Annotated in this window: 14 protein-coding genes and 2 tRNA genes; 8 read left to right on the forward strand and 8 right to left on the reverse strand. The window is 72.5% G+C overall.

Translation table 11 applies throughout. The annotated features are described in order from the left end of the window. The first annotated feature begins 25 nt into the window (after positions 1-25). The 4 genes from ACIHEI_RS21905 (at position 26) to ACIHEI_RS21920 (ending at position 1,606) form a co-directional block, all read left to right on the forward strand. Positions 26-433: a hypothetical protein gene (locus tag ACIHEI_RS21905; RefSeq protein ID WP_387647278.1), complete on the forward strand. Its 408-nt coding sequence runs from the start codon at positions 26-28 to the stop codon at positions 431-433. Positions 434-548: 115 nt separating this feature from the next. After that, positions 549-1,082 carry a bifunctional DNA primase/polymerase gene (locus ACIHEI_RS21910; RefSeq protein WP_392946901.1) on the forward strand — a complete coding sequence of 178 codons (534 nt, stop codon included), beginning with the start codon at positions 549-551 and terminating at the stop codon, positions 1,080-1,082. Positions 1,083-1,169: 87 nt separating this feature from the next. Beyond that, positions 1,170-1,243: transfer RNA gene (locus tag ACIHEI_RS21915), tRNA-Lys, on the forward strand. 111 nt (positions 1,244-1,354) lie between these two features. Beyond that, positions 1,355-1,606, forward strand: coding sequence for a hypothetical protein (locus ACIHEI_RS21920; protein WP_387647283.1), 252 nt, complete (start codon positions 1,355-1,357; stop codon positions 1,604-1,606). Between the two features lie 24 nt (positions 1,607-1,630). Here the strand turns inward: ACIHEI_RS21920 and ACIHEI_RS21925 are convergent, their stop codons facing one another. From ACIHEI_RS21925 to ACIHEI_RS21935, 3 genes are read right to left on the reverse strand one after another with little or no spacing between them, the layout of a single operon-like run. Next, positions 1,631-2,248 (reverse strand): lactate utilization protein C, encoded by a 618-nt coding sequence (locus ACIHEI_RS21925; RefSeq protein WP_392946904.1) that lies wholly within the window; start codon positions 2,246-2,248, stop codon positions 1,631-1,633. Continuing rightward, positions 2,245-3,678, reverse strand: a complete 1,434-nt coding sequence (locus ACIHEI_RS21930; protein ID WP_396607772.1) for a lactate utilization protein B — start codon at positions 3,676-3,678, stop codon at positions 2,245-2,247. Before ACIHEI_RS21930 ends, ACIHEI_RS21925 begins: the two co-directional genes overlap by 4 nt. Then, positions 3,675-4,463 carry a (Fe-S)-binding protein gene (locus ACIHEI_RS21935; protein WP_396607773.1) on the reverse strand — a complete coding sequence of 263 codons (789 nt, stop codon included), beginning with the start codon at positions 4,461-4,463 and terminating at the stop codon, positions 3,675-3,677. The genes ACIHEI_RS21930 and ACIHEI_RS21935 overlap by 4 nt, the downstream gene beginning before the upstream one ends. 58 nt (positions 4,464-4,521) lie before the next feature. Here ACIHEI_RS21935 and ACIHEI_RS21940 point away from each other — a divergent pair, with 58 nt between their 5' ends. Then, positions 4,522-5,151 carry a GntR family transcriptional regulator gene (locus ACIHEI_RS21940; protein ID WP_396607774.1) on the forward strand — a complete coding sequence of 210 codons (630 nt, stop codon included), beginning with the start codon at positions 4,522-4,524 and terminating at the stop codon, positions 5,149-5,151. Positions 5,152-5,200: 49 nt separating this feature from the next. Here ACIHEI_RS21940 and pgi read toward each other — a convergent pair whose 3' ends face one another. Together pgi and ACIHEI_RS21950 are read right to left on the reverse strand one after the other, a co-directional pair. Then, positions 5,201-6,865 (reverse strand): glucose-6-phosphate isomerase, encoded by a 1,665-nt coding sequence (gene pgi, locus ACIHEI_RS21945; RefSeq protein WP_387647296.1) that lies wholly within the window; start codon positions 6,863-6,865, stop codon positions 5,201-5,203. Positions 6,866-7,036: 171 nt separating this feature from the next. Further along, positions 7,037-8,617: a Na+/H+ antiporter gene (locus ACIHEI_RS21950; RefSeq protein WP_396607775.1), complete on the reverse strand. Its 1,581-nt coding sequence runs from the start codon at positions 8,615-8,617 to the stop codon at positions 7,037-7,039. A gap of 111 nt (positions 8,618-8,728) precedes the next feature. On the opposite strand from ACIHEI_RS21950, the gene ACIHEI_RS21955 reads away from it, so the two are divergent. Beyond that, a tRNA-Lys gene (locus ACIHEI_RS21955) sits at positions 8,729-8,802 on the forward strand. 62 nt (positions 8,803-8,864) lie between these two features. Here ACIHEI_RS21955 and ACIHEI_RS21960 read toward each other — a convergent pair. Both ACIHEI_RS21960 and ACIHEI_RS21965 read right to left on the reverse strand, forming a co-directional pair. Continuing rightward, on the reverse strand, positions 8,865-9,245 hold the full coding sequence (locus ACIHEI_RS21960; protein WP_392946919.1) for a VOC family protein: 381 nt from the start codon (positions 9,243-9,245) through the stop codon (positions 8,865-8,867). Between the two features lie 559 nt (positions 9,246-9,804). Then, positions 9,805-11,463, reverse strand: a complete 1,659-nt coding sequence (locus ACIHEI_RS21965; RefSeq protein ID WP_396607776.1) for a chitinase — start codon at positions 11,461-11,463, stop codon at positions 9,805-9,807. Between the two features lie 146 nt (positions 11,464-11,609). Between ACIHEI_RS21965 and ACIHEI_RS21970 the strand changes: the two genes are divergently transcribed. Then, positions 11,610-14,933, forward strand: coding sequence for a S41 family peptidase (locus tag ACIHEI_RS21970; RefSeq protein ID WP_396607777.1), 3,324 nt, complete (start codon positions 11,610-11,612; stop codon positions 14,931-14,933). Positions 14,934-14,997: 64 nt separating this feature from the next. Here the strand turns inward: ACIHEI_RS21970 and ACIHEI_RS21975 are convergent, their stop codons facing one another. Further along, positions 14,998-15,216 carry a hypothetical protein gene (locus tag ACIHEI_RS21975; protein ID WP_392946928.1) on the reverse strand — a complete coding sequence of 73 codons (219 nt, stop codon included), beginning with the start codon at positions 15,214-15,216 and terminating at the stop codon, positions 14,998-15,000. 346 nt (positions 15,217-15,562) lie between these two features. Between ACIHEI_RS21975 and adhE the strand changes: the two genes are divergently transcribed. Then, complete coding sequence (gene adhE / locus ACIHEI_RS21980) at positions 15,563-18,262, forward strand: bifunctional acetaldehyde-CoA/alcohol dehydrogenase (protein WP_396607778.1); 2,700 nt, start codon at positions 15,563-15,565, stop codon at positions 18,260-18,262. Positions 18,263-18,337 lie beyond the last annotated feature (75 nt).

Here is an 18,337-nt window from a genome sequence, read left to right on the forward strand (position 1 = left end):
TTCACCACCCCGGAGGTGCCCCGCCATGCCCGACTCGCACCCGCAGGCGTCCGACCAGAGCGGTACGCCGGTGCCGGCTGCCGTACCGGCCGTGCCGGGGCCTGGCGATCGGGGGCGCCGGATCCGCCCGGCCCAGTTGATCTTCGAGCCGGAGGGCAAGGAGCCCGAGCCGGAGCGCTTCTTCGACCTGGAGTCGATCGCCGATCCGGCCGAACTGCTGTCCCGCTCGACCGAGTTGACGCTGGCGTTCCGCGCCGCGGCGGAGCGCGCCACCGACTTCCAGGCGATCGCCGCGGCCCAGCTCGCCGACCCGCGCCGGTTCGACGCGCTCTCCGCCGAGCAGATCGCCGAGCGCGCCGAGTGGACGCCCGACTACGCGCTGAAGATGGTCGAGTACGGCCGCACCCTGCAGCGCCGCGGTCTCGAGGAGTAGCCGCCTCCAGGCCGCTGGCATATGCGGCGGGCGATGGTACGCCCTCGCCGCCGCCGATGTGCGGTGAACGCGGTTTTCGCCGCGGCCCCGGGCGTGGCCGGTCCACGCTGGGCGGGTGGACATCTGGACCTATCAATCCGTCGAGTACGTCAGCGTCGCCGGGGAGGCGTGGCTGGCCTCCGCCAGCGAGTACCCGAGCAGCATGCGCGCGCTGTGGGAGGCCCGTCCGTGGGCGCCCGCCGTCCTGCCGTGCGGCCGGGCCTTCGACGTGATCAGCATGCCGGCGGTGTTCGGCCGCCGGGTGCTCGACGAACTGTGGGCGTCCGGCCCGGGCTGCGGCCCGGTGGCCGGCTTCCGCGGCCGCGTCCTGCTGTTCGCGCAGCCGGGCACGGCGGCCCGGCTGCGCACCCTGCTGGCCTGGGAGGAGTGGGCCCGGGACGTCCCGCCGCTGCTCTGCCACGGCATCGGCGACGCGGTGACGGTGCCCCCGGTCCAGCGGGCGGTGGACTCCACCGACACGGCCGGCGGCCGCTGGATCGTCGCCCCGGACACCCGCGAGCCCTGGCTGCCCGGCGCGTCCGTGGTGCTGTGGGCCTGCGTCCGCGCCGCCCGTGCCCACGCGGGCGACCCGCTGCCGAACGCCCGCTGAACCCCGGGTGCCCGGCGGACGGCACTCCTGGCGGAAACGGATTTGGGCTCCGGCGCCGGCCGCTGCTAAAGTCTTCCACGTCAGCAAGCGCCGCTAGCTCAGTTGGTTAGAGCAGCTGACTCTTAATCAGCGGGTCCGGGGTTCGAGTCCCTGGCGGCGCACAGACGGTCGAAGGCCCCTCGCGGAAGCGGGGGGCCTTCGGCGTTCCCGGGCCGGGAGGGCGGGGCCGCCGCCCGGTCGGGCGGGCGTAAAGGGCTGCTAATGTCCCGGTCATGGCGTCCGACGACCTGCATTCCGACTGGGCCGCCTGGCTCGACGCCGAGCTCGCCGAGGCCGAGGCGGCCGCGTTGCGTGCCCATCGGCACGAAGAGCTCCAGCGGCGGCTGCGGCGGGTTTTCACGTGGACGGGGGCGGTGACGTTGGTGGCCGGCCTGGGGTTCGGGCTGGTGTACACGGCGCAGCACGGCCCTGAGCCGCGTCCGGCGGGGCCGACGGCCTCGGTGGCGCCGACCCCCCAGGGCTGACCACGCGGCGCCGACCCCGCAGGGTCAGGGCAGCAGGATCACCGCCAGGCGGCGTGGACCGTGGACGCCCTTGACCCGGATCATTTCGATGTCGGCGGTGGCGGACGGCCCGCTGACGAAGGTGAGCGGGCGGGTCGGGTCGACTGCGGCGAGCGCGCCGGGCAGTGCGGAGTGCACCTGGGCGGCGCGGACCACGCAGACGTGCAGGTCGGGCAGCAGGGTGGCGGCGCGCCGGCCCTGGCCGGGTCCGCCGTCGAGGACCAGGGTGCCGGATTCGGCGACGGCGGCGGTGCAGGTCGTCAGGACGGCGTCGGTGGCGTCGAGTTGGGCGTTGCTCAGCGGCGGCCGGTCGGCACGCACCTCGCCGTCCCAGTCGGCCGTCCACTCGTCCGGCAGCCCGGCGGGCACCACCGCGCTCCGGGCGCCTTCGAGCGCCTGCGCCACCGCGGTGCCGATCCGGTCCGCGCGCAGCACGGTTGCCCCGTACTCGGTGAGCCGTTCGGTGAACAGGGCGAGCACGGCGGGGCGGTCGGCCTCGTCGAGGCCGGGGGCGTGCCGCAGGTAGTGGCGGGGCTTTTCGGGGACGGGCGGGACGGCGGCGGCGCGGATCCGGCGGAGGATCTCGGTGCGGGCGTCGGTCACTTGGTGTCTCCTTCGGTCCGCTTCCACCAGCTGCGGAAGGACTCCCGGGGGATGGCGGGGAGGGTGCGGCTGTCGGTCCAGCCGCCGAGCGGTCCTGGCAGGCTGATCCGCCGGGGCAGCAGCAGTGGGCCGACCAGTCCGATGCTCTTCACGGCGGCCTTCCAGGCGGCCTGGTGTTCCATCACGCCGCCGACGGCGCCGAGCGCGGCGCGTTCCAGGGGGTGCTGTCCGCCGTCGGCGACCTGGGCGCGCAGGTCGAGCAGCACGTCGGTGAAGCGGATCCGCACGGGGCAGACCTCGTTGCAGGCGCCGCACAGGGTGGAGGCGTACGGCAGGGAGGCGGTCTGCGGGTCGTCGAGGCCCTTGAGCAGCGGGTTGAGGATGGCGCCGATCGGCCCGGGGTAGACGGAGCCGTAGGCGTGGCCGCCGGTGCGCTCGTAGACGGGGCAGGTGTTCATGCAGGCGCCGCAGCGGATGCAGCGCAGTGCCTGGCGGCCGGTCGGGTCGGCGAGGGCGCGGGTGCGGCCGTTGTCGACCAGCACGAGGTGGAAGGTCCCGGGGCCGTCGCCGTCGATGGTGCCGGTCCAGGTGCTGGTGTAGGGGGCCATCCGTTCGCCGGTGGCGTTGCGGGCGAGCAGTTGCAGGAAGACTTCGAGGTCCTGCCAGCGGGGGACGGTCTTCTCGATGCCGACGACGGAGATCAGGGTGTCGGCGAGGGTGAGGCACATCCGGCCGTTGCCCTCGGATTCGACGACCACCAGGGTGCCGGTCTCGGCGACCAGGAAGTTGGCGCCGGAGACGGCGACCTTCGCGCCGAGGAACTTCTCCCGCAGGTGCAGCCGGGCCGCTTCGGCGAGTTCGGCGGGCTCGTCGGTGAGCCCGTCGGGTGCGGGACGGCCGTGCCGGCCCATTTCGCGGACGAAGATGTCGCGGATCTCGCTGCGGTTGCGGTGCAGCGCGGGCACCACCACGTGCGAGGGCAGGTCGTCGCCGAGCTGGACGATGGTGGCGGCGAGGTCGGTCTCCCGGGCGTTGATCCCGGCGGCTTCGAGGGCGGCGTCGAGGCCGATCTCCTCGGTGAGCATCGACTTGACCTTGACGATCTCGCGTTCGCCGGCGGCCCGGACCAGGTCGGTGACGATCCGGTTGGCCTCGGCGGCGTCCCGCGCCCAGTGCACGGTACCGCCGGCGGCGGTGACCTTCTCCTCCACCTGGAGCAGGTACTCCTCCAGGTTGGCCAGCACCTGGTCCTTGATCGCGGCGGCGGAGTCGCGCAGCGCCTCCCAGTCGGGGCGTTCGGCGGCCAGTACCGCCCGCTTGCCCCGGATGGTGTGCGTGGCGCGGCGCACGTTCTCCCGCAACTGCCGGTTGCCGACCTCGCGTTCGGCGGCCTCGGGGAACGCGGGCCAGCCCAGGAACGACCTCGTCATCGCGCACTCTCCACCACGGGGACGCCGGGCAGCGGCCCGTCCTGTTCGGTCCGGGCCAGGATCTCCACCAGGTGCAGGGTGCGCACCGGGTGGCCGTCCCGGTCGAGCCGGCCGCCGATGTTCATCAGGCAGGAGTTGTCGACGGCGGCCAGTACGGACGCCCCGGTCTCCCGCACGTGCCGGGCCTTGTCGCCGTTCATCGCGCCGGAGACCGCCGGGTTCTTCACCGAGAAGGTGCCGCCGAAGCCGCAGCACTCCTCCTGCGCGGGCAGTTCGACGAAGTCGATGCCCTTGACGGCGCGCAGCAGCCGTTCGGGCCGGTCCCCCAGCCTGGTGGCCCGCAGGCTGTGGCAGGTCGGGTGGTAGGTGACCCGGTGCGGGAAGTACGCGCCGACCTCGGTGACGCCCAGCCGGTCGGTCAGGTACTGCGTCAACTCGACGACCCTGGGCGCGAGTTCGGCGACGGCCCGGGCCAGGCCGGGGTCGCCGGCGGCGGCCGGCGGGTAGGCCTCGGCGGGCATGCCCGCGCAGGACGCCGAGGGCACCACGATCTCCTCGTAGTCGCCGAAGGTGTCCACGAAGTGCCGGGCCAGCTTGGCGGTCTCCTTGCGGTACCCGGTGTTGAAGTGCATCTGCCCGCAGCAGCTCTGGCCGGGCGGGAAGTCCACCTCCACGCCGAGGCGGCGCAGCAGGGTGACGGTGGCGCGGCCGGTGGCGGGGAACAGGGTGTCGCCCAGACAGGTCACGAACAGGGCGGTCCGGGGGTGAGGGGCGTTCGGGGGCATGCCCGCATCATAGATGCAAGCTTAGATGCAAGGGCGGGATGCGTGGCAGAATGGCGTGGTGACCGAGCCACATCCCGCAAACGCACAGTCCACCGCCGAGCGGGCCTACCACCACGTCCGCACCCGACTGCTCGACGGCACCTGGCCGGGCGGCACGCTGCTCTCCGAGGGCGTGGTCGCGCTCGAGCTGGGCCTGTCCCGCACCCCGGTCCGGGAGGCGTTCCTGCGGCTCCAGTCGGAGGGCTTCCTGCGCCTGTACCCCAAGCGCGGCGCCCAGGTCGTCCCGATCGCCCCGGGCGAGGCCCGGAACGTGCTGGCCGCCCGGGTGCTGTTCGAACGCGCCGCCGTCGACGCCCTCGCCGAACGCGGCCCGGCCGCACTGACGGCCGCCGCCGCCGAACTGCGCGCTGCCTGCGAACACCGCGACCCACACCCCGTGGAGGCCGGCCGGCACTTCCACCTGACGCTGCTCAGGGCGGCCGGAAACCCCGTCCTGACCTCCCTGTACGAGACCCTGTGGGACCGTCAGATACGCATCTCCGCGGCCGCCACCGCGACCCGCGCGCACGCAGACGAGGACCACGCCGAACACCAGGCACTCGCCGACGCCCTCGCCGTCCCGGACCCGGAACTGGCCCGCGCACTCATCTCGGCGCACGCGGATTCCCTGCTGGCACGCATCAACTGACACCGAGGGCCCCGGGGAACACTCCCCGGGGCCCTCGTGCGTCAAGTGCCTACTTGCGGCCGCGCAGCTCCCGGTAGCGGGTGACCAGGTTGGCGGTGGAGGCGTCCAGCGCCTCGCCGCCCTGGCCGGTCAGCAGCACCGGCTCGATCTTCTTGGCCAGCACCTTGCCGAGCTCGACGCCCCACTGGTCGAAGGAGTCGATGTTCCAGACCGCGCCCTGGACGAACACCTTGTGCTCGTAGAGGGCGATCAGCTGGCCGAGCACGTGCGGGGTGAGCTCGTCGGCCAGGATGGTGGTGGTCGGGTGGTTGCCGCGGAAGGTCTTGTGCGGGACGAGCTCGGCGGGGACGCCCTCGGCCGCGACCTCCTCGGCGGTCTTGCCGAACGCCAGCGCCTGGGTCTGGGCGAAGAAGTTGGCCATCAGCAGGTCGTGCTGGGCGACCAGGCCGGCCTGCAGGTCGTCGACGGGGCGGGCGAAGCCGAGGAAGTCGGCGGGGATCATCTTGGTGCCCTGGTGCAGCAGCTGGTAGTACGCGTGCTGTCCGTTGGTGCCGGGGGTGCCCCACACCACGGGGCCGGTCTGCCAGTCGACGGGGCGGCCGTCGCGGTCCACCGACTTGCCGTTGGACTCCATGTCGAGCTGCTGGAGGTACGCGGTGAACTTCGACAGGTAGTGCGAGTACGGCAGCACCGCGTGCGCCTGGGCGTCGAAGAACGCGCCGTACCAGACCCCGAGCAGGCCCAGCAGCAGCGGGACGTTCTGCTCGGCGGGCGCGGTGCGGAAGTGCTCGTCGACCAGGCGGAAGCCGGCCAGCATCTCCTGGAAGCGCTCCGGGCCGATGGCGATCATCAGCGACAGGCCGATCGCCGAGTCGTACGAGTAGCGGCCGCCCACCCAGTCCCAGAACTCGAACATGTTGGCGGTGTCGATGCCGAAGTCGGCGACGCCCTGCGCGTTGGTGGACAGCGCCACGAAGTGCTTGGCGACGGCGGCCTCGCCGGTGTCGAGCTGCCCGAGCAGCCAGCTGCGGGCGGCGACCGCGTTGGTGACGGTCTCGATGGTGGTGAAGGTCTTCGAGGCGACGATGAACAGCGTCTCGGCGGCGTCCAGGTCGCGGACCGCCTCGTGCAGGTCGGCGCCGTCCACGTTGGAGACGAAGCGGACCGTCAGGTCGCGGTCGGTGTAGGAGCGCAGCACCTCGTAGGCCATCGCGGGGCCGAGGTCGGAGCCGCCGATGCCGATGTTGACGATGTTGCGGATCCGCTTGCCGGTGTGGCCGGTCCAGGCGCCGGAGCGCACCCGCTCGGAGAAGTCGGCCATCTTGTCCAGGACGGCGTGCACGGCCGGGACGATGTTCTCCCCGTCGACCTCGACGACCGCCTCGCGCGGGGCGCGCAGCGCGGTGTGCAGGACGGCGCGGTTCTCGGTGGTGTTGATCTTCTCGCCGCGGAACATCGCGTCACGCAGCTCGGCGACGCCGGTGGCGGCGGCGAGCTGGCGCAGCAGGTCCAGGGTGCGGTCGGTGACCAGGTGCTTCGAGTAGTCGATGAACAGGTCGCCGACCTGAAGGGTGTAGCGGCTGCCCCGGTCGGGGTCGGCGGCGAACAGCTCGCGCAGGTGCTGGTCGCCGAGCTCGGCCCGGTGCTTCCCCAGGGCGGCCCACTGCGGGGTGCGGTCCAACGGGGTCCGGCCGCTGGCGGGGGTGTCCGACATCGGTTGCTCCTTGGGTCATGCGGTGCCGATACCGGCAGTTCCGGCGGAAAGGGTGGCTGGGGCCGGCGGCTGCCTCATCCGTCGTCAGCCATGCCCGGCCCCAACCCTATTCCCTGCGGGTCTCCCTGCCGGGACATCCACCGGCTCGCACGCCGAGCGGTCGACGGACCGTCACTTCCTGGCCGACTGGAGGTCGAGCGTCCGCAGCACGTGGTCCGCGATCTCGGGGTCGGCACCGGATTCGCCGCGGGCGACGAGCACCTCCCGGCGGGACGCGGCGATCATCTCCTGCTCGACCGCGAACGCCTGCCGCCACTTCTTGCCGCGGCGCTTCGCCTCCATCGCCTCCTCCTCCTCGTACCGGTCCGGGCAGAGCCGGGCCAGCCGGTCGTGCTGGCGCTCGCGCAGGCGCTCGGTGATCTCCGGCGGCAGCTGGTCCTTCTCCTCCAGTTCGGTCAGCCGGTGCAGACCGGCCTTGGCGGCGCGCCACCACAGGTCCCGGACGGCCTGCTCGTGCGCGTCGTGGTCGCTGTCCAGGCCGAGCAGCTTCACCACGTAGGGCAGCGTCAGGCCCTGCACGACCAGGGTGAACAGCACGACGCTGAAGGCGATGAAGATGATCTCGCTGCGGGCCGGGAAGGCCAGCCCGTTGTGCAGGGTCAGCGGAATGGCGAGGGCCAGCGCGACGGTGGCGACACCGCGCATCCCGGACCACCACAGCACCACGGTCTCCCGCCAGCTGATCGGGGTGTCCTCGTCGCCGTGACTGAGCCGCTTGGACAGCCACGCGGCGGGCAGCAGCCACAGCAACCGGACCACGACCACCACGGCGATCACGATCGCGGTGTCGCCGAGCATGGTGTGCCAGGTGTCCTTGACGTCCTTCAGGACGGTCGACAGCTCCAGGCCGATCAGGCCGAACGCGACACCGGTGATCAGGGTCTCGACGATCTCCCAGAACGCGTTGCCGACCAGCCGGTACGACACCTCGTCGGCGTCGGTCGCCCGGTCCGCGAGGTACAGCGCGCACACCACCACGGCGAGCACGCCCGAGCCGTGCGCCTCCTCCGCCAGCACGTACGCGGCGAACGGCACCAGCAGGTTCAGCGCCACCTGCTGAGTGGGGTCCTCCAGCAGCCCGGCCAGCTTGGCGTTGGCCCAGCCCAGGCCGACACCGACCGCCACCGCGACCACCGCAGACAGCAGGAACCGCAGCACCGCGTGCCCCACCGACAGGTCGCCGTTGACGACCGCTTCGACCGCCAGCGAATAGATGACGATCGCGGTGACGTCGTTGAACAGGCCCTCGCTCTCCAGCACCGAGATCAGCCGGCGCGGCAGCCCTACCTCACCCGCCACCGCGACGGCCGCCACCGGGTCGGGCGGCGAGACCAGCGCACCCAGCGCGACCGCCGCCGCGAGCGGCGCGGCCGGCACCAGCCAGGAGAACACGCCCGCCACCACGGTCGTCGTGACGATCACCAGCGCGACGGCCAGCAGCAGGATCGAACGGATGTTGGCCTTGAAGTAGCGCACCGAGGAGCGCCGCGCCACCGCGAAGATCAGCGGCGGCAGCACCAGCGGCAGGATGAACTCCGGGTCGATCGCCACGTTCGGGATCTGCGGAACCAGCGCGAACACCAGACCGACCAGCGTCATCAGCACCGGTTGCGGGATCCTGCTCTTCCGCGCCAACGGCATCGTCACCACCGAGGCAAGCAGCACCAGAAAGAGCAGGGTCAGCTGGCCCACGACAGTTCCTCTCGGCAGAAGCGGACGGCCGCGTTCAGCATACGTTCCCCCCTCAACCGGACCGATTGTGTGTTTCCGGCCCTGACCAGGTAATGTTCTCCCCGTCAGCAAGCGCCGCTAGCTCAGTTGGTTAGAGCAGCTGACTCTTAATCAGCGGGTCCGGGGTTCGAGTCCCTGGCGGCGCACAGACAGCACGAAGGCCCCTCGTTCACGCGAGGGGCCTTCTGCGTTCTCCGGGGCTTCTGTCTCAGGCCGCACGCCGCTCATTGACGCACAGCACGTTGCCGTCCAGGTCCTTGAACCACGCGGCCCGCATGCCGTCGGCCTCGGCGACACCGTCCAGGGTCTTCAGCCCCGGCAGGTCGTACTCCTCGAACACCACGCCGCGACGGCGCAGGTCGGCCATCTCGGTGTCCAGGTCGGAGACCTTCCAGCTGGCCAGCGTATGACCGGCCTGCCCGCCGTAAGGCGTCTCGTACAGCGAGAACTCACAACCCCCGGACCGGAACGTGACGTCCTCCGCCCCCTCCTTCACCAGCTCCAGCCCTAGCGTCTCCTTGTAGTACTGCTTGGCCCGCCCCATGTCCGTCACCGGAATCACCGCACACAACGGCGCATCGCCCAGCATCACCACCACCTCCTCCCCTCAGGCTAGGCACCCCGCCCCACCCCGGCGACCGCCCACCACCTGCGGTGGGCCCGGGGAAGGGAGACAGGGAAAGGGGAAGGCGGCAGGCGACGCGGGAAACCGCGCCAGCCGCAGGCACCAACCCGCACACGACCAGGCCGGACCGCCACCCGGCAGCTTGCCCCGCCCGTCCCGCGCAGCTCGCGGTCCCTCGCCGGCCCACCGGACCGGACCCCGACGACCCCCGGACCGAAGCGCCTGCGGCGGGCCGGGAAGAAGGGACGACGCCGCAGATTCCACCCCGCAACCAGCCCCGCCTGCGGCGGCTACCGCTTCCTCTCTCCTTCGGGGCCCGCCGCAGGCGCCAGCCCACACGCGGCCGAAGCCAGCCACCACCCCGCAACCGGCCCCACCTGCGGCGGCTACCGCTTCCTCTCCCCTTCGGGGCCCGCCGCAGGCAACGCCCCTCCCCCTTCAAGCCCGCCGCAGGCGACAGCCCCACACGCAGCCGAGGCCGGCCACCACCCGGCGGCCGGCCCCTTTCCGTTCTGCGGAGCGCTCAGCCGAAGTAGCTGTGGAAATTCCGCGAGAACTCGTTGCCGTTGTAGTTGTCCCAGTTGATCGACCAGGTCATCAGCCCGCGCAGGTTCGGCTGCTTGCCGGCCCGCGGGGTGTAGGAGCCGCAGCTGGTGCCCTTGGTGAGGCAGTCGAGGGCCTGGTTGACCACGGCCGGGGCGACGTAGCCGTTGCCGGCGTAGGTGTTGGCGGGCATGCCGATCGCGACCTGGGAGGGCTTGAGGGCCGGGAACATGTTGGCGGTGTTGCCGGCCACCGGGAAGCCGGCGAGCAGCATGTCGGTCATGGCGATGTGGAAGTCCGCGCCGCCCATGTTGTGGTACTGGCCGTCGAGACCCATGATCGAGCCCGAGTTGTAGTCCTGGACGTGAAGCAGCGTCAGGTCGTCCCGCAGTGCGTGGATGACCGGCAGGAAGGCGCCGGCCCGGGGGTCCTGGCCGCCCCAGGGGCCCGAGCCGTAGTACTGGTAGCCGAGCTGGACGAAGAAGGTCTCCGGCGCCATGGTCAGCTGGAAGTTCGCCCCGTACTTGGCCTTCAGGGTCTTCACGGCCGAGATCAGGTTGGTGATCACCGGCGTGGTCGGGTTCTTGAAGTCGTTGTCGCCGGTGTTCAGCGACAGCGAGTGGCCTTCGAAGTCGATGTCCAGGCCGTCCAGGCCCCACTTGTCGATGATCGAGGAGACCGAGGAGACGAAGGCGTCGCGGGCGGCAGTGGTGGTGAGCTGCACTTCGCCGTTCTGGCCGCCGATCGACAGCAGCACCTTCTTGCCCTTGGCCTGCTTGGCGGCGATCGCGGCCTTGAAGTCGGCATCGGACTCCGCACCCGGGCACTGGGCGACGGGGCAGCGGTTGAAGTGGATGTTGCCGGAGGTGATGGAGTCCGGTTCGCCGAAGGCCAGGTCGATGATGTCCCAGCTGTCGGGGACGTCCGACATCTTCAGGTAGCCGGCGCCGTTGGCGAAGCTCGCGTGCAGGTATCCGACCAGCGCGTGGCTACCGGGGGGCGGCGGCGGGGTGCTCGCCGAGCTCGACGGGCTGGCCGAAGCCGAGGCGGAAGCGGAGGCGGACGCGGAGGAGGAGGGAGAGGCGGAGGCGGACGCAGAGGAAGAAGCGGTGGCGGACGGTGACCCCGTCGGCGCGCCCGGCCCGTCCAGGGAGATGTCGTCCGCGTAGTAGGCGCCCTGTCCGTACCAGCCGTGGGTGAAGACGGTGGCGGAGGTCTGGGTGGCGGTGGTGGTGAAGCTGACGGACAGCTTCTGGTAGCCGCCGCCGGTGCTGGGCGTCCAGGTGGAACTGCCGCCGTTGACGCCGAGGTAGACGTACGCGCCGTTGACGTAGGCGCTGAGCGTGTACGTGGTGCTGGGGGCGACGGCGACGGTCTGGGTGCACTGGGCGGTGTCGGTGGAGGAGGCGGTGCCGGCCAGCGCGTAGGTGCCGGTGTGGGCGTGGCCGGTGACGACGCTGCCGGTGGTGCCGCTGCAGGTCCAGGGGTTGAGGGTGCCGGATTCGAGGCCGCCGTTGACCAGGAATTCGCCGGCGGAGGCCGATCCGGCCAGTCCGAAGCTGACTGCGACGGCGGCCGCGGCGGCCACCGCCCAGGCGGTTCCGGCGGCGATCAGCCGCTTCCTTCGGGGAGTGCGCATGTGGGGATGCTCCTGCCTCTGTGTGGGGGACGTCCCTCTCCCGCCCGCGGGGCTGTGGGGTTCCCGGCCGGGTGCGTGCCGCCGCACCGGCACGCACCCTGGGGAGTTGGACTAGACCACTGAACCGGCTCGGCCCGGCGCTGTCAATGCGCCTGCGGCGCAGGTTCGTTGAGCGTCGATCAGGTACGCCACGCGGCCCCGGATCCGCCCGCGTTGCGGCCCCAGGCGCGGGGTCGAACCATGGAGAGGTGCCCGGATATCTGCGTTTCCCCCATGTACGCGACGGTCTGCTCGCCTTCACCGCCGAGGACGACGTCTGGGTCGCGCCGCTCGCGGCGGACGGCCGGATCGGTCGGGCCTGGCGGGTCACGGCCGACCGGACCAGGGTGAGTCATCCCAGGCTGTCGCCGGACGGTGCGACGGTGGCGTGGACGAGCTGGTTCGCGCTGACTCCGGAGGTGTTCACCGCGCCGGTGGCGGGTGGGCCCGCGACCCGGCTGACGTACTGGGGCAGCCAGGACACCCGGGTTCGCGGGTGGCTGCCGAACGGGGAGGTGCTGGCGGTCAGCTCGTACCACGAGCCGTTCGCGCACTACACGTGGGCGTGGGAGCTGCCGCCGGACGGGTCGCCGGGCCGCCGGATGCCGTGGGGGCCGGTCGCGGACGCGCAGATGGGGGCGGGGCACACGGTGCTGCTGACCGATGCCGCGCCGCACGAGCCGGCGTTCTGGAAGCGCTACCGGGGCGGCGCGAAGGGGCGGCTGTGGGTGGACCACGACCTGCTGCTGCCAGACCTGCCGGGGCACCTGGCCGCGCCGATGCCGGTGGAGACCCCTACCGGGACCAGGGTGGCGTTCCTGTCGGACCACGAGGGCGTCGGCAACGTGTACTCGGTGCGCCCGGACGGCACCGATCTGCGACGGCACACCGACCACGCCACGTACTACGCGCGCGAGGCCGCCACCGACGGCACCAGGATCGTCTACCAGCACGCCGGCGACCTGTGGCTGCTGGACAGCCTGGACGCGCCCGCGCCGCACCGCCTGGAGGTGCCGCTCGGCGGCGCCCGGTGCGGCCGTCGCCCGTACCAGGTGAGCGCCGCGAACAACGTCAAGGACCTGGCCTGCGACGCCACCGGCCGGGCCGGGGTGATCAACGTGCGCGGTTCGCTGTACTGGCTGACCCACCGGGACGGCCCGGCCCGGGCTCTGGCCGACACCCCGGGGGTGCGCTGCCGGCTGCCGCAGGTGCTCGGCTGGTCGGGCCGGGCCGCCTGGGTCACCGACGCGGACGGCGAGGATGCGATCGAGCTGGCGCCGCTGCCCGGCAAGGACGGCCCGGCGGACGATCCGGCCCCGCACCGGCGGATCGCGGCGGGCCGGATCGGCCGGGTCCAGGAGCTGTCCGCCGCCCCGGACGGCAATCTGCTCGCGGTGGCCTGCTCGGACGGCCGGCTGCTGCTGGTGGACACCGCCGAGGGCGAGGTCACCGAGGTCGCCGCGTCCCGGTTCGGCCCGGTCTCCAGCCCGTCGTTCTCCCCGGACTCGCAGTGGCTGACCTGGTCCCAGCCGGTCGCGGGCCGCTCGCTGCGCGCCGTCCGGCTGGCCCGGGTGGACCGTCCCGGGCACGTCGTCGACGTCACCGGCGGCCGGTTCGAGGACGAGCATCCGGTGTTCACCCGGGACGGCCGGTTCCTGGTGTTCCTGTCCTGGCGCGGCTTCGACCCGGTGCACGACGTGCACACCGGCGACCTGTCCTTCCCGCTGGGCTGCCGCCCGTACCTGGTGGCGCTGGCCGCCGACACCCCGTCGCCGTTCGCCTCCCCCGCCGAGGGGCGCCCGCCGGTCGGCCTGGATCCGGAGGAGGCCACCGGCGACGGCACCGTGCGGGTGGACGAGGACGGGCTGAGCAAGCGCCTGGTGCCGTTCCCGGTGATCGCCTCCAAGTACTCGGCGACGGCGTCGGTGCGCGGCGGCGTGGTGTGGCTGCGCTGGCCGATCTCCGGCGCGCTCGGCCAGACCTTCGCCAACCCGGAGGACACCTCCGGCCGCCCCGCCCTGGAGTACTTCGACCTGGCCCGGGGCCGCCGCAGCACGCTGGTCGAGCAGCTGGACGGCTTCGCGGTGTCCGCCGACGGCTCGGCGGTCTCGGTGTTCTCGGCCGGTTCGCTCAAGCTGTACCCGCTGGCCGCGCCGACCGCCCCCGTCCCGGTGGACCTGCGCCGGATCACCCACACCGTGCACCCGGCCGCGGAGTGGCGGCAGTCCTACGCCGAGGCCGCCCGGATCGTCGCCGACCAGTTCTGGGACCCCGGCATGTGCGGCCTCGACTGGGCCGAACTCACCGACCAGTACGCCCCGTTGGTGGAACGGATCGCCTCCCCCGACGACTTCGCCGACCTGCTGCGCGAACTGCTCGGCGAACTCGGTACCTCGCACGCCTACGTCACCCCGTCCCGGCGCGGCGAGGGCCCGGCGCTCGCCCAGCTGCCGCTCGGCCTGCTCGGCGCCAACGCGCACCGCGACCCGGACGGCCGCTGGCTGGTCGACCGGATCCTGCCCGGCGAGTCCTCCGACCCCAAGGCCCGCGCGCCGCTCGCCGGTTACGGCCTGCACGACGGCGACGAGCTGCTCGCCGTGGACGGCCGCCCGCCCGACCCGGTGCGCGGGCCCGCGCCGCTGCTGGCCGGCACCGGCGGCACCACGGTGGAGCTGACCGTCCGCCACGGCGGGCAGTCGCGCCGGATCGCCGTCACCCCGCTCACCGACGAACGGCCGATCCGCTACCAGGACTGGGTGGCCAAACGCCGCCACCTGGTACGGGAGTTCAGCAACGGCGTGTGCGGCTACCTGCACATCCCGGACCTCGGCGGCTCCGGCTGGGCCCAGTTCAACCGCGACCTGCGCTCCGAACTCGCCCACCCCGCCCTGGTGCTGGACGTCCGCGGGAACGCCGGCGGCAACGTCTCCGAACTGGTCCTGGAGAAACTCCGCCGCCGCGTCCTCGCCTGGGACTTCACCCGCGGCCGCCAGCCCGTCCGCTGGCCCCGGGACGCGCCGCGCGGCCCCGTGGTGGCGCTCGCCGACCACGCCACCAGCTCCGACGGCGACGTCATCATCGCCGCCATCAAGGAACTCGCGCTCGGCCCGGTCGTCGGCAGCCGCACCTGGGGCGGCGTGGTCGGCATGACCGGCCGGCACGCCCTCGGCGACGGCACCCAGATCTCCGTCCCGAAGAACGCCTCCTGGTTCTCCGGCGGCATCGGCTTCTCCGTCGAGAACCAGGGCGTCGCCCCCGACATCGAGGTCATCCGCACCCCCCGCGACTGGGCCCGCGGCGAACGCACCGACCTCGCCGCCGCCGTCACCCTCGCCCTCGACCTCCTCACCACCACCCCCGCCGCCGCACCTCCGCCCCCTAGCGTCCCCCGCCCCGACCTCCGCCGGCCGCCGCTGCCGCCGCGGCCGTAGGAACGCCGAGTGGCCGGCCCCGGCTGGGGACCGGCCGCTCGGCACCGGCGTTCACGGGTGGGTGTCAGCCCCAGGGGTCGCCCTCGGCGGTCATGTTCTCGGCGGCCTCGCGGTCCTCGCGTTCCTGCTGGACGCGGCGTTCGGCGTCGTCGCGGGCGCGTTCCACGTTGTAGCCGAAGGCGTCGGCGGCCTCGTCGTGGGCGAGGGCGGCCCGTTCGGCGGACTCCTCGGGCGGGGCGGTGGGCTGGGCGGGGTGGTGGCGGAACCTGTCGAAGATGCCCATGTCTCCTCCTCGGGTGGGCGCCCCCCTGCTTCGGTGCCTCACTTGTCACGGTACGCCGCCGGGGAGCGGTCGCACGTACCCGTGCGGGCTCCGCCCACCCTCGCACCGGCCCCCCGACGCCGCACCCCGACGGCCCGCGACTCACCCGCCCGGCGCAGACCCCCGACGCGCCGGGGCCGGGCCCGAACTGCCGTGCGCCGCAAGGGAGAAGGTCGATAGTCCCGGGCAGCTCGTGCCCAACGGCCGTAGCCGCCGCAGGGTCCGCCGCCCGAGCCTGAGGGGGTCAACCGGTCCCGGCAGTGCCGCCGGGGCGCCCCGCAGCCGCACCCCGAGAGGTGAGCGCGCCATGTCCGGTCAGCAGTCCCCCACCGAGCACGTCCCGATCCCCGCCGAGCACGTTCAGGTCCGCGCCGAGCACGTTCAGGTCCCCGCCGTCGACGCCGACGATCCCGGGGCCGCAGTCGACACACTGGTCCGCAATGGGCACAAGGCACTCCAGGAGTACGCGGGTCTCACCCAGGAGCGGGTGGACCGGATCGTCAAGAAGGCCTCGCTGGCCGCGCTCGCCGCGCACACCCGGCTGGCGGCGCTGGCTGTCGAGGAGACCGGGCGCGGGGTGTTCGAGGACAAGGCGGTGAAGAACGTCTTCGCCTGCGAGCACGTCACGCACTCGATGGCCGGCATGCGGACGGTCGGGGTGATCGCCCGGGACGACATCGACGGGATCGTGGAGATCGCCGAGCCGGTGGGCGTGGTCGCCGCCCTCACCCCGGTGACCAACCCGACCTCGACCGCGATCTTCAAGGCGCTGATCGCGTTGAAGACCCGCAACCCGATCGTGTTCGCCTTCCATCCGTCGGCGCAGCGCTGCTCGGCGGAGGCGGCCCGGATCGTCCGGGACGCGGCGATCGCGGCGGGCGCCCCGGCGCACTGCGTGCAGTGGATCGACCGTCCGTCGATGGCGGCGACGGACGCGCTGATGCGGCACGAGGGGGTGGCGACGATCCTCGCCACCGGCGGCAACTCGATGGTGCGGGCGGCGTATTCGTGCGGGAAGCCGGCGCTGGGCGTGGGTGCGGGCAACGTACCGGCGTACGTGGAGAAGAGCGCGGACCTGGCGTGCGCGGTGAACGACATCGTGCTGTCGAAGTCCTTCGACAACGGCATGATCTGCGCCTCCGAGCAGGCGGTGATCCTGGACGACGAGATCTACGAGCCGGCGCTGGCGGAGTTCCGGACGCTGAAGGCGTACCTGGCGGGGCCGGAGGAGAAGGTGCTGCTGGAGCAGTACCTGTTCGGGGTCGGCGCGGGGGCCGACCGTGCCGGCGCGAAGCTGAATTCGGCGGTGGTGGGGCAGTCGGCGGCGGAGGTGGCGCGGGCGGCGGGGTTCGAGGTGCCGGAGGACACCTCGGTGATCCTGGCGGAGGTCGCGGGGGTGGGCGAGGGCGAGCCGCTGACCCGGGAGAAGCTCTGCCCGGTGCTGGCGGTGCTGCGCGCCCGGTCGCGCGCGCACGGCGTCCAACTCGCTGCGGAGATGGTGGAGTTCAACGGTCTGGGGCATTCGGCGGCGGTGCACACCGGTGACGCCGCGTTCGCCGAGGAGTTCGGCGCCGGGGTGCGGGCCTGCCGGATCATCTGGAACGCGCCGAGTTCGCAGGGCGGCATCGGCGATGTGTACAACGCCTTCCTGCCGTCGCTGACGCTGGGTTGCGGCTCGTGGGGCCGTACCTCGGTGTCGGGGAACGTCTCGGCACTGCACCTGATCAACGTCAAGCGGATCGGGCGGCGCAACACGAACATGCAGTGGTTCAAGGTCCCGCCGAAGATCTTCTTCGAACGTGGCTCCCTGTCGTACCTGACGGACATGCGCGGCGCCCATCGGGTGGTGGTGGTCACCGACCGGACGATGGTGGAGATCGGCCACCTGGAGCGGGTCCGGGAGGTGCTGCGCCGGCGGCCGGAGCCGGTGGAGGTGCGGGTGGTGGACTTCGTCGAGCCGAATCCGAGCATCGCGACGGTGGAGAAGGGCGCGGCCCTGATGCGCGGCTTCCGGCCGGACACCATCGTGGCGCTGGGCGGCGGTTCGCCGATGGACGCGGCGAAGGTGATGTGGCTGATGTACGAGCACCCGGAGGTGGAGTTCGCGGACCTGAAGGAGAAGTTCTTCGACATCCGCAAGCGTGCCTTCGCCTTCCCCGACCTGGGCGAGCTGGCAAAGCTGGTGTGCGTGCCGACCACCTCGGGCACCGGCAGCGAGGTCACGCCGTTCGCGGTGATCACCGACCCGGAGAGCGGGCAGAAGTTCCCGCTGGCGGACTACGCGCTGACCCCGACGGTGGCGATCGTGGACCCGGCGCTGACCACGGATCTGCCGGCGACGGTGACGGCGGACTCCGGCTTCGACGCGCTGACGCACTGCATCGAGACGTACGTGTCGGTGTACGCCAACGACTTCACCGACGGCCTGGCGCTGCAGGGCATCCGGCTGGTCTTCGAGAACCTGGCGGCGGCGGTCGACGACGGCCCGAACGATCCGGTGGCGCGGGAGCGGATGCACAACGCGGGGACGATCGCGGGCATGGCGTTCGGCTCGGCGTTCCTGGGCGTGGTGCACGCGATGGCGCACACCCTGGGCGGGACCTTCCACGTGGCGCACGGGCGGACCAACGCGCTGCTGCTGCCGCACGTGATCCGCTGGAACGGCGGCGCCCCGGCGAAGGTCACGAGCTGGCCGAAGTACCGCAGCTACCGGGCGCCGGAGCGCTACCAGCAGATCGCCCGGACGCTGGGACTGCCCGCGGACACTCCCGAGCAGGGCGTGGAGTCGTTGGCGCTCGCGGTCGAGGAGCTGCGCGAACGGGTCGGCATCCCGCGCTCGTTCAAGGAGGCGGGGGTGGACGAGGCGGCGTTCCTGGCGGGGCTGGAGCAGCAGGCGATGAACGCGTACGAGGACCAGTGCGCGCCGGCGAATCCGCGGATGCCGATGCTGCGGGACATGCGGCGGCTGATGACCCAGGCGTACTACGGCGACGACCGGGCGGTCTGAGAGTCGGCGGACCATTGGGGACCAATGTCCCTCTGATCAGGACTTTTCGAGCCCATGTGAGTTTTGTGGACCGCT

The organism is Kitasatospora sp. NPDC051984 (genome assembly GCF_044593455.1).
Classification (GTDB): domain Bacteria; phylum Actinomycetota; class Actinomycetes; order Streptomycetales; family Streptomycetaceae; genus Kitasatospora.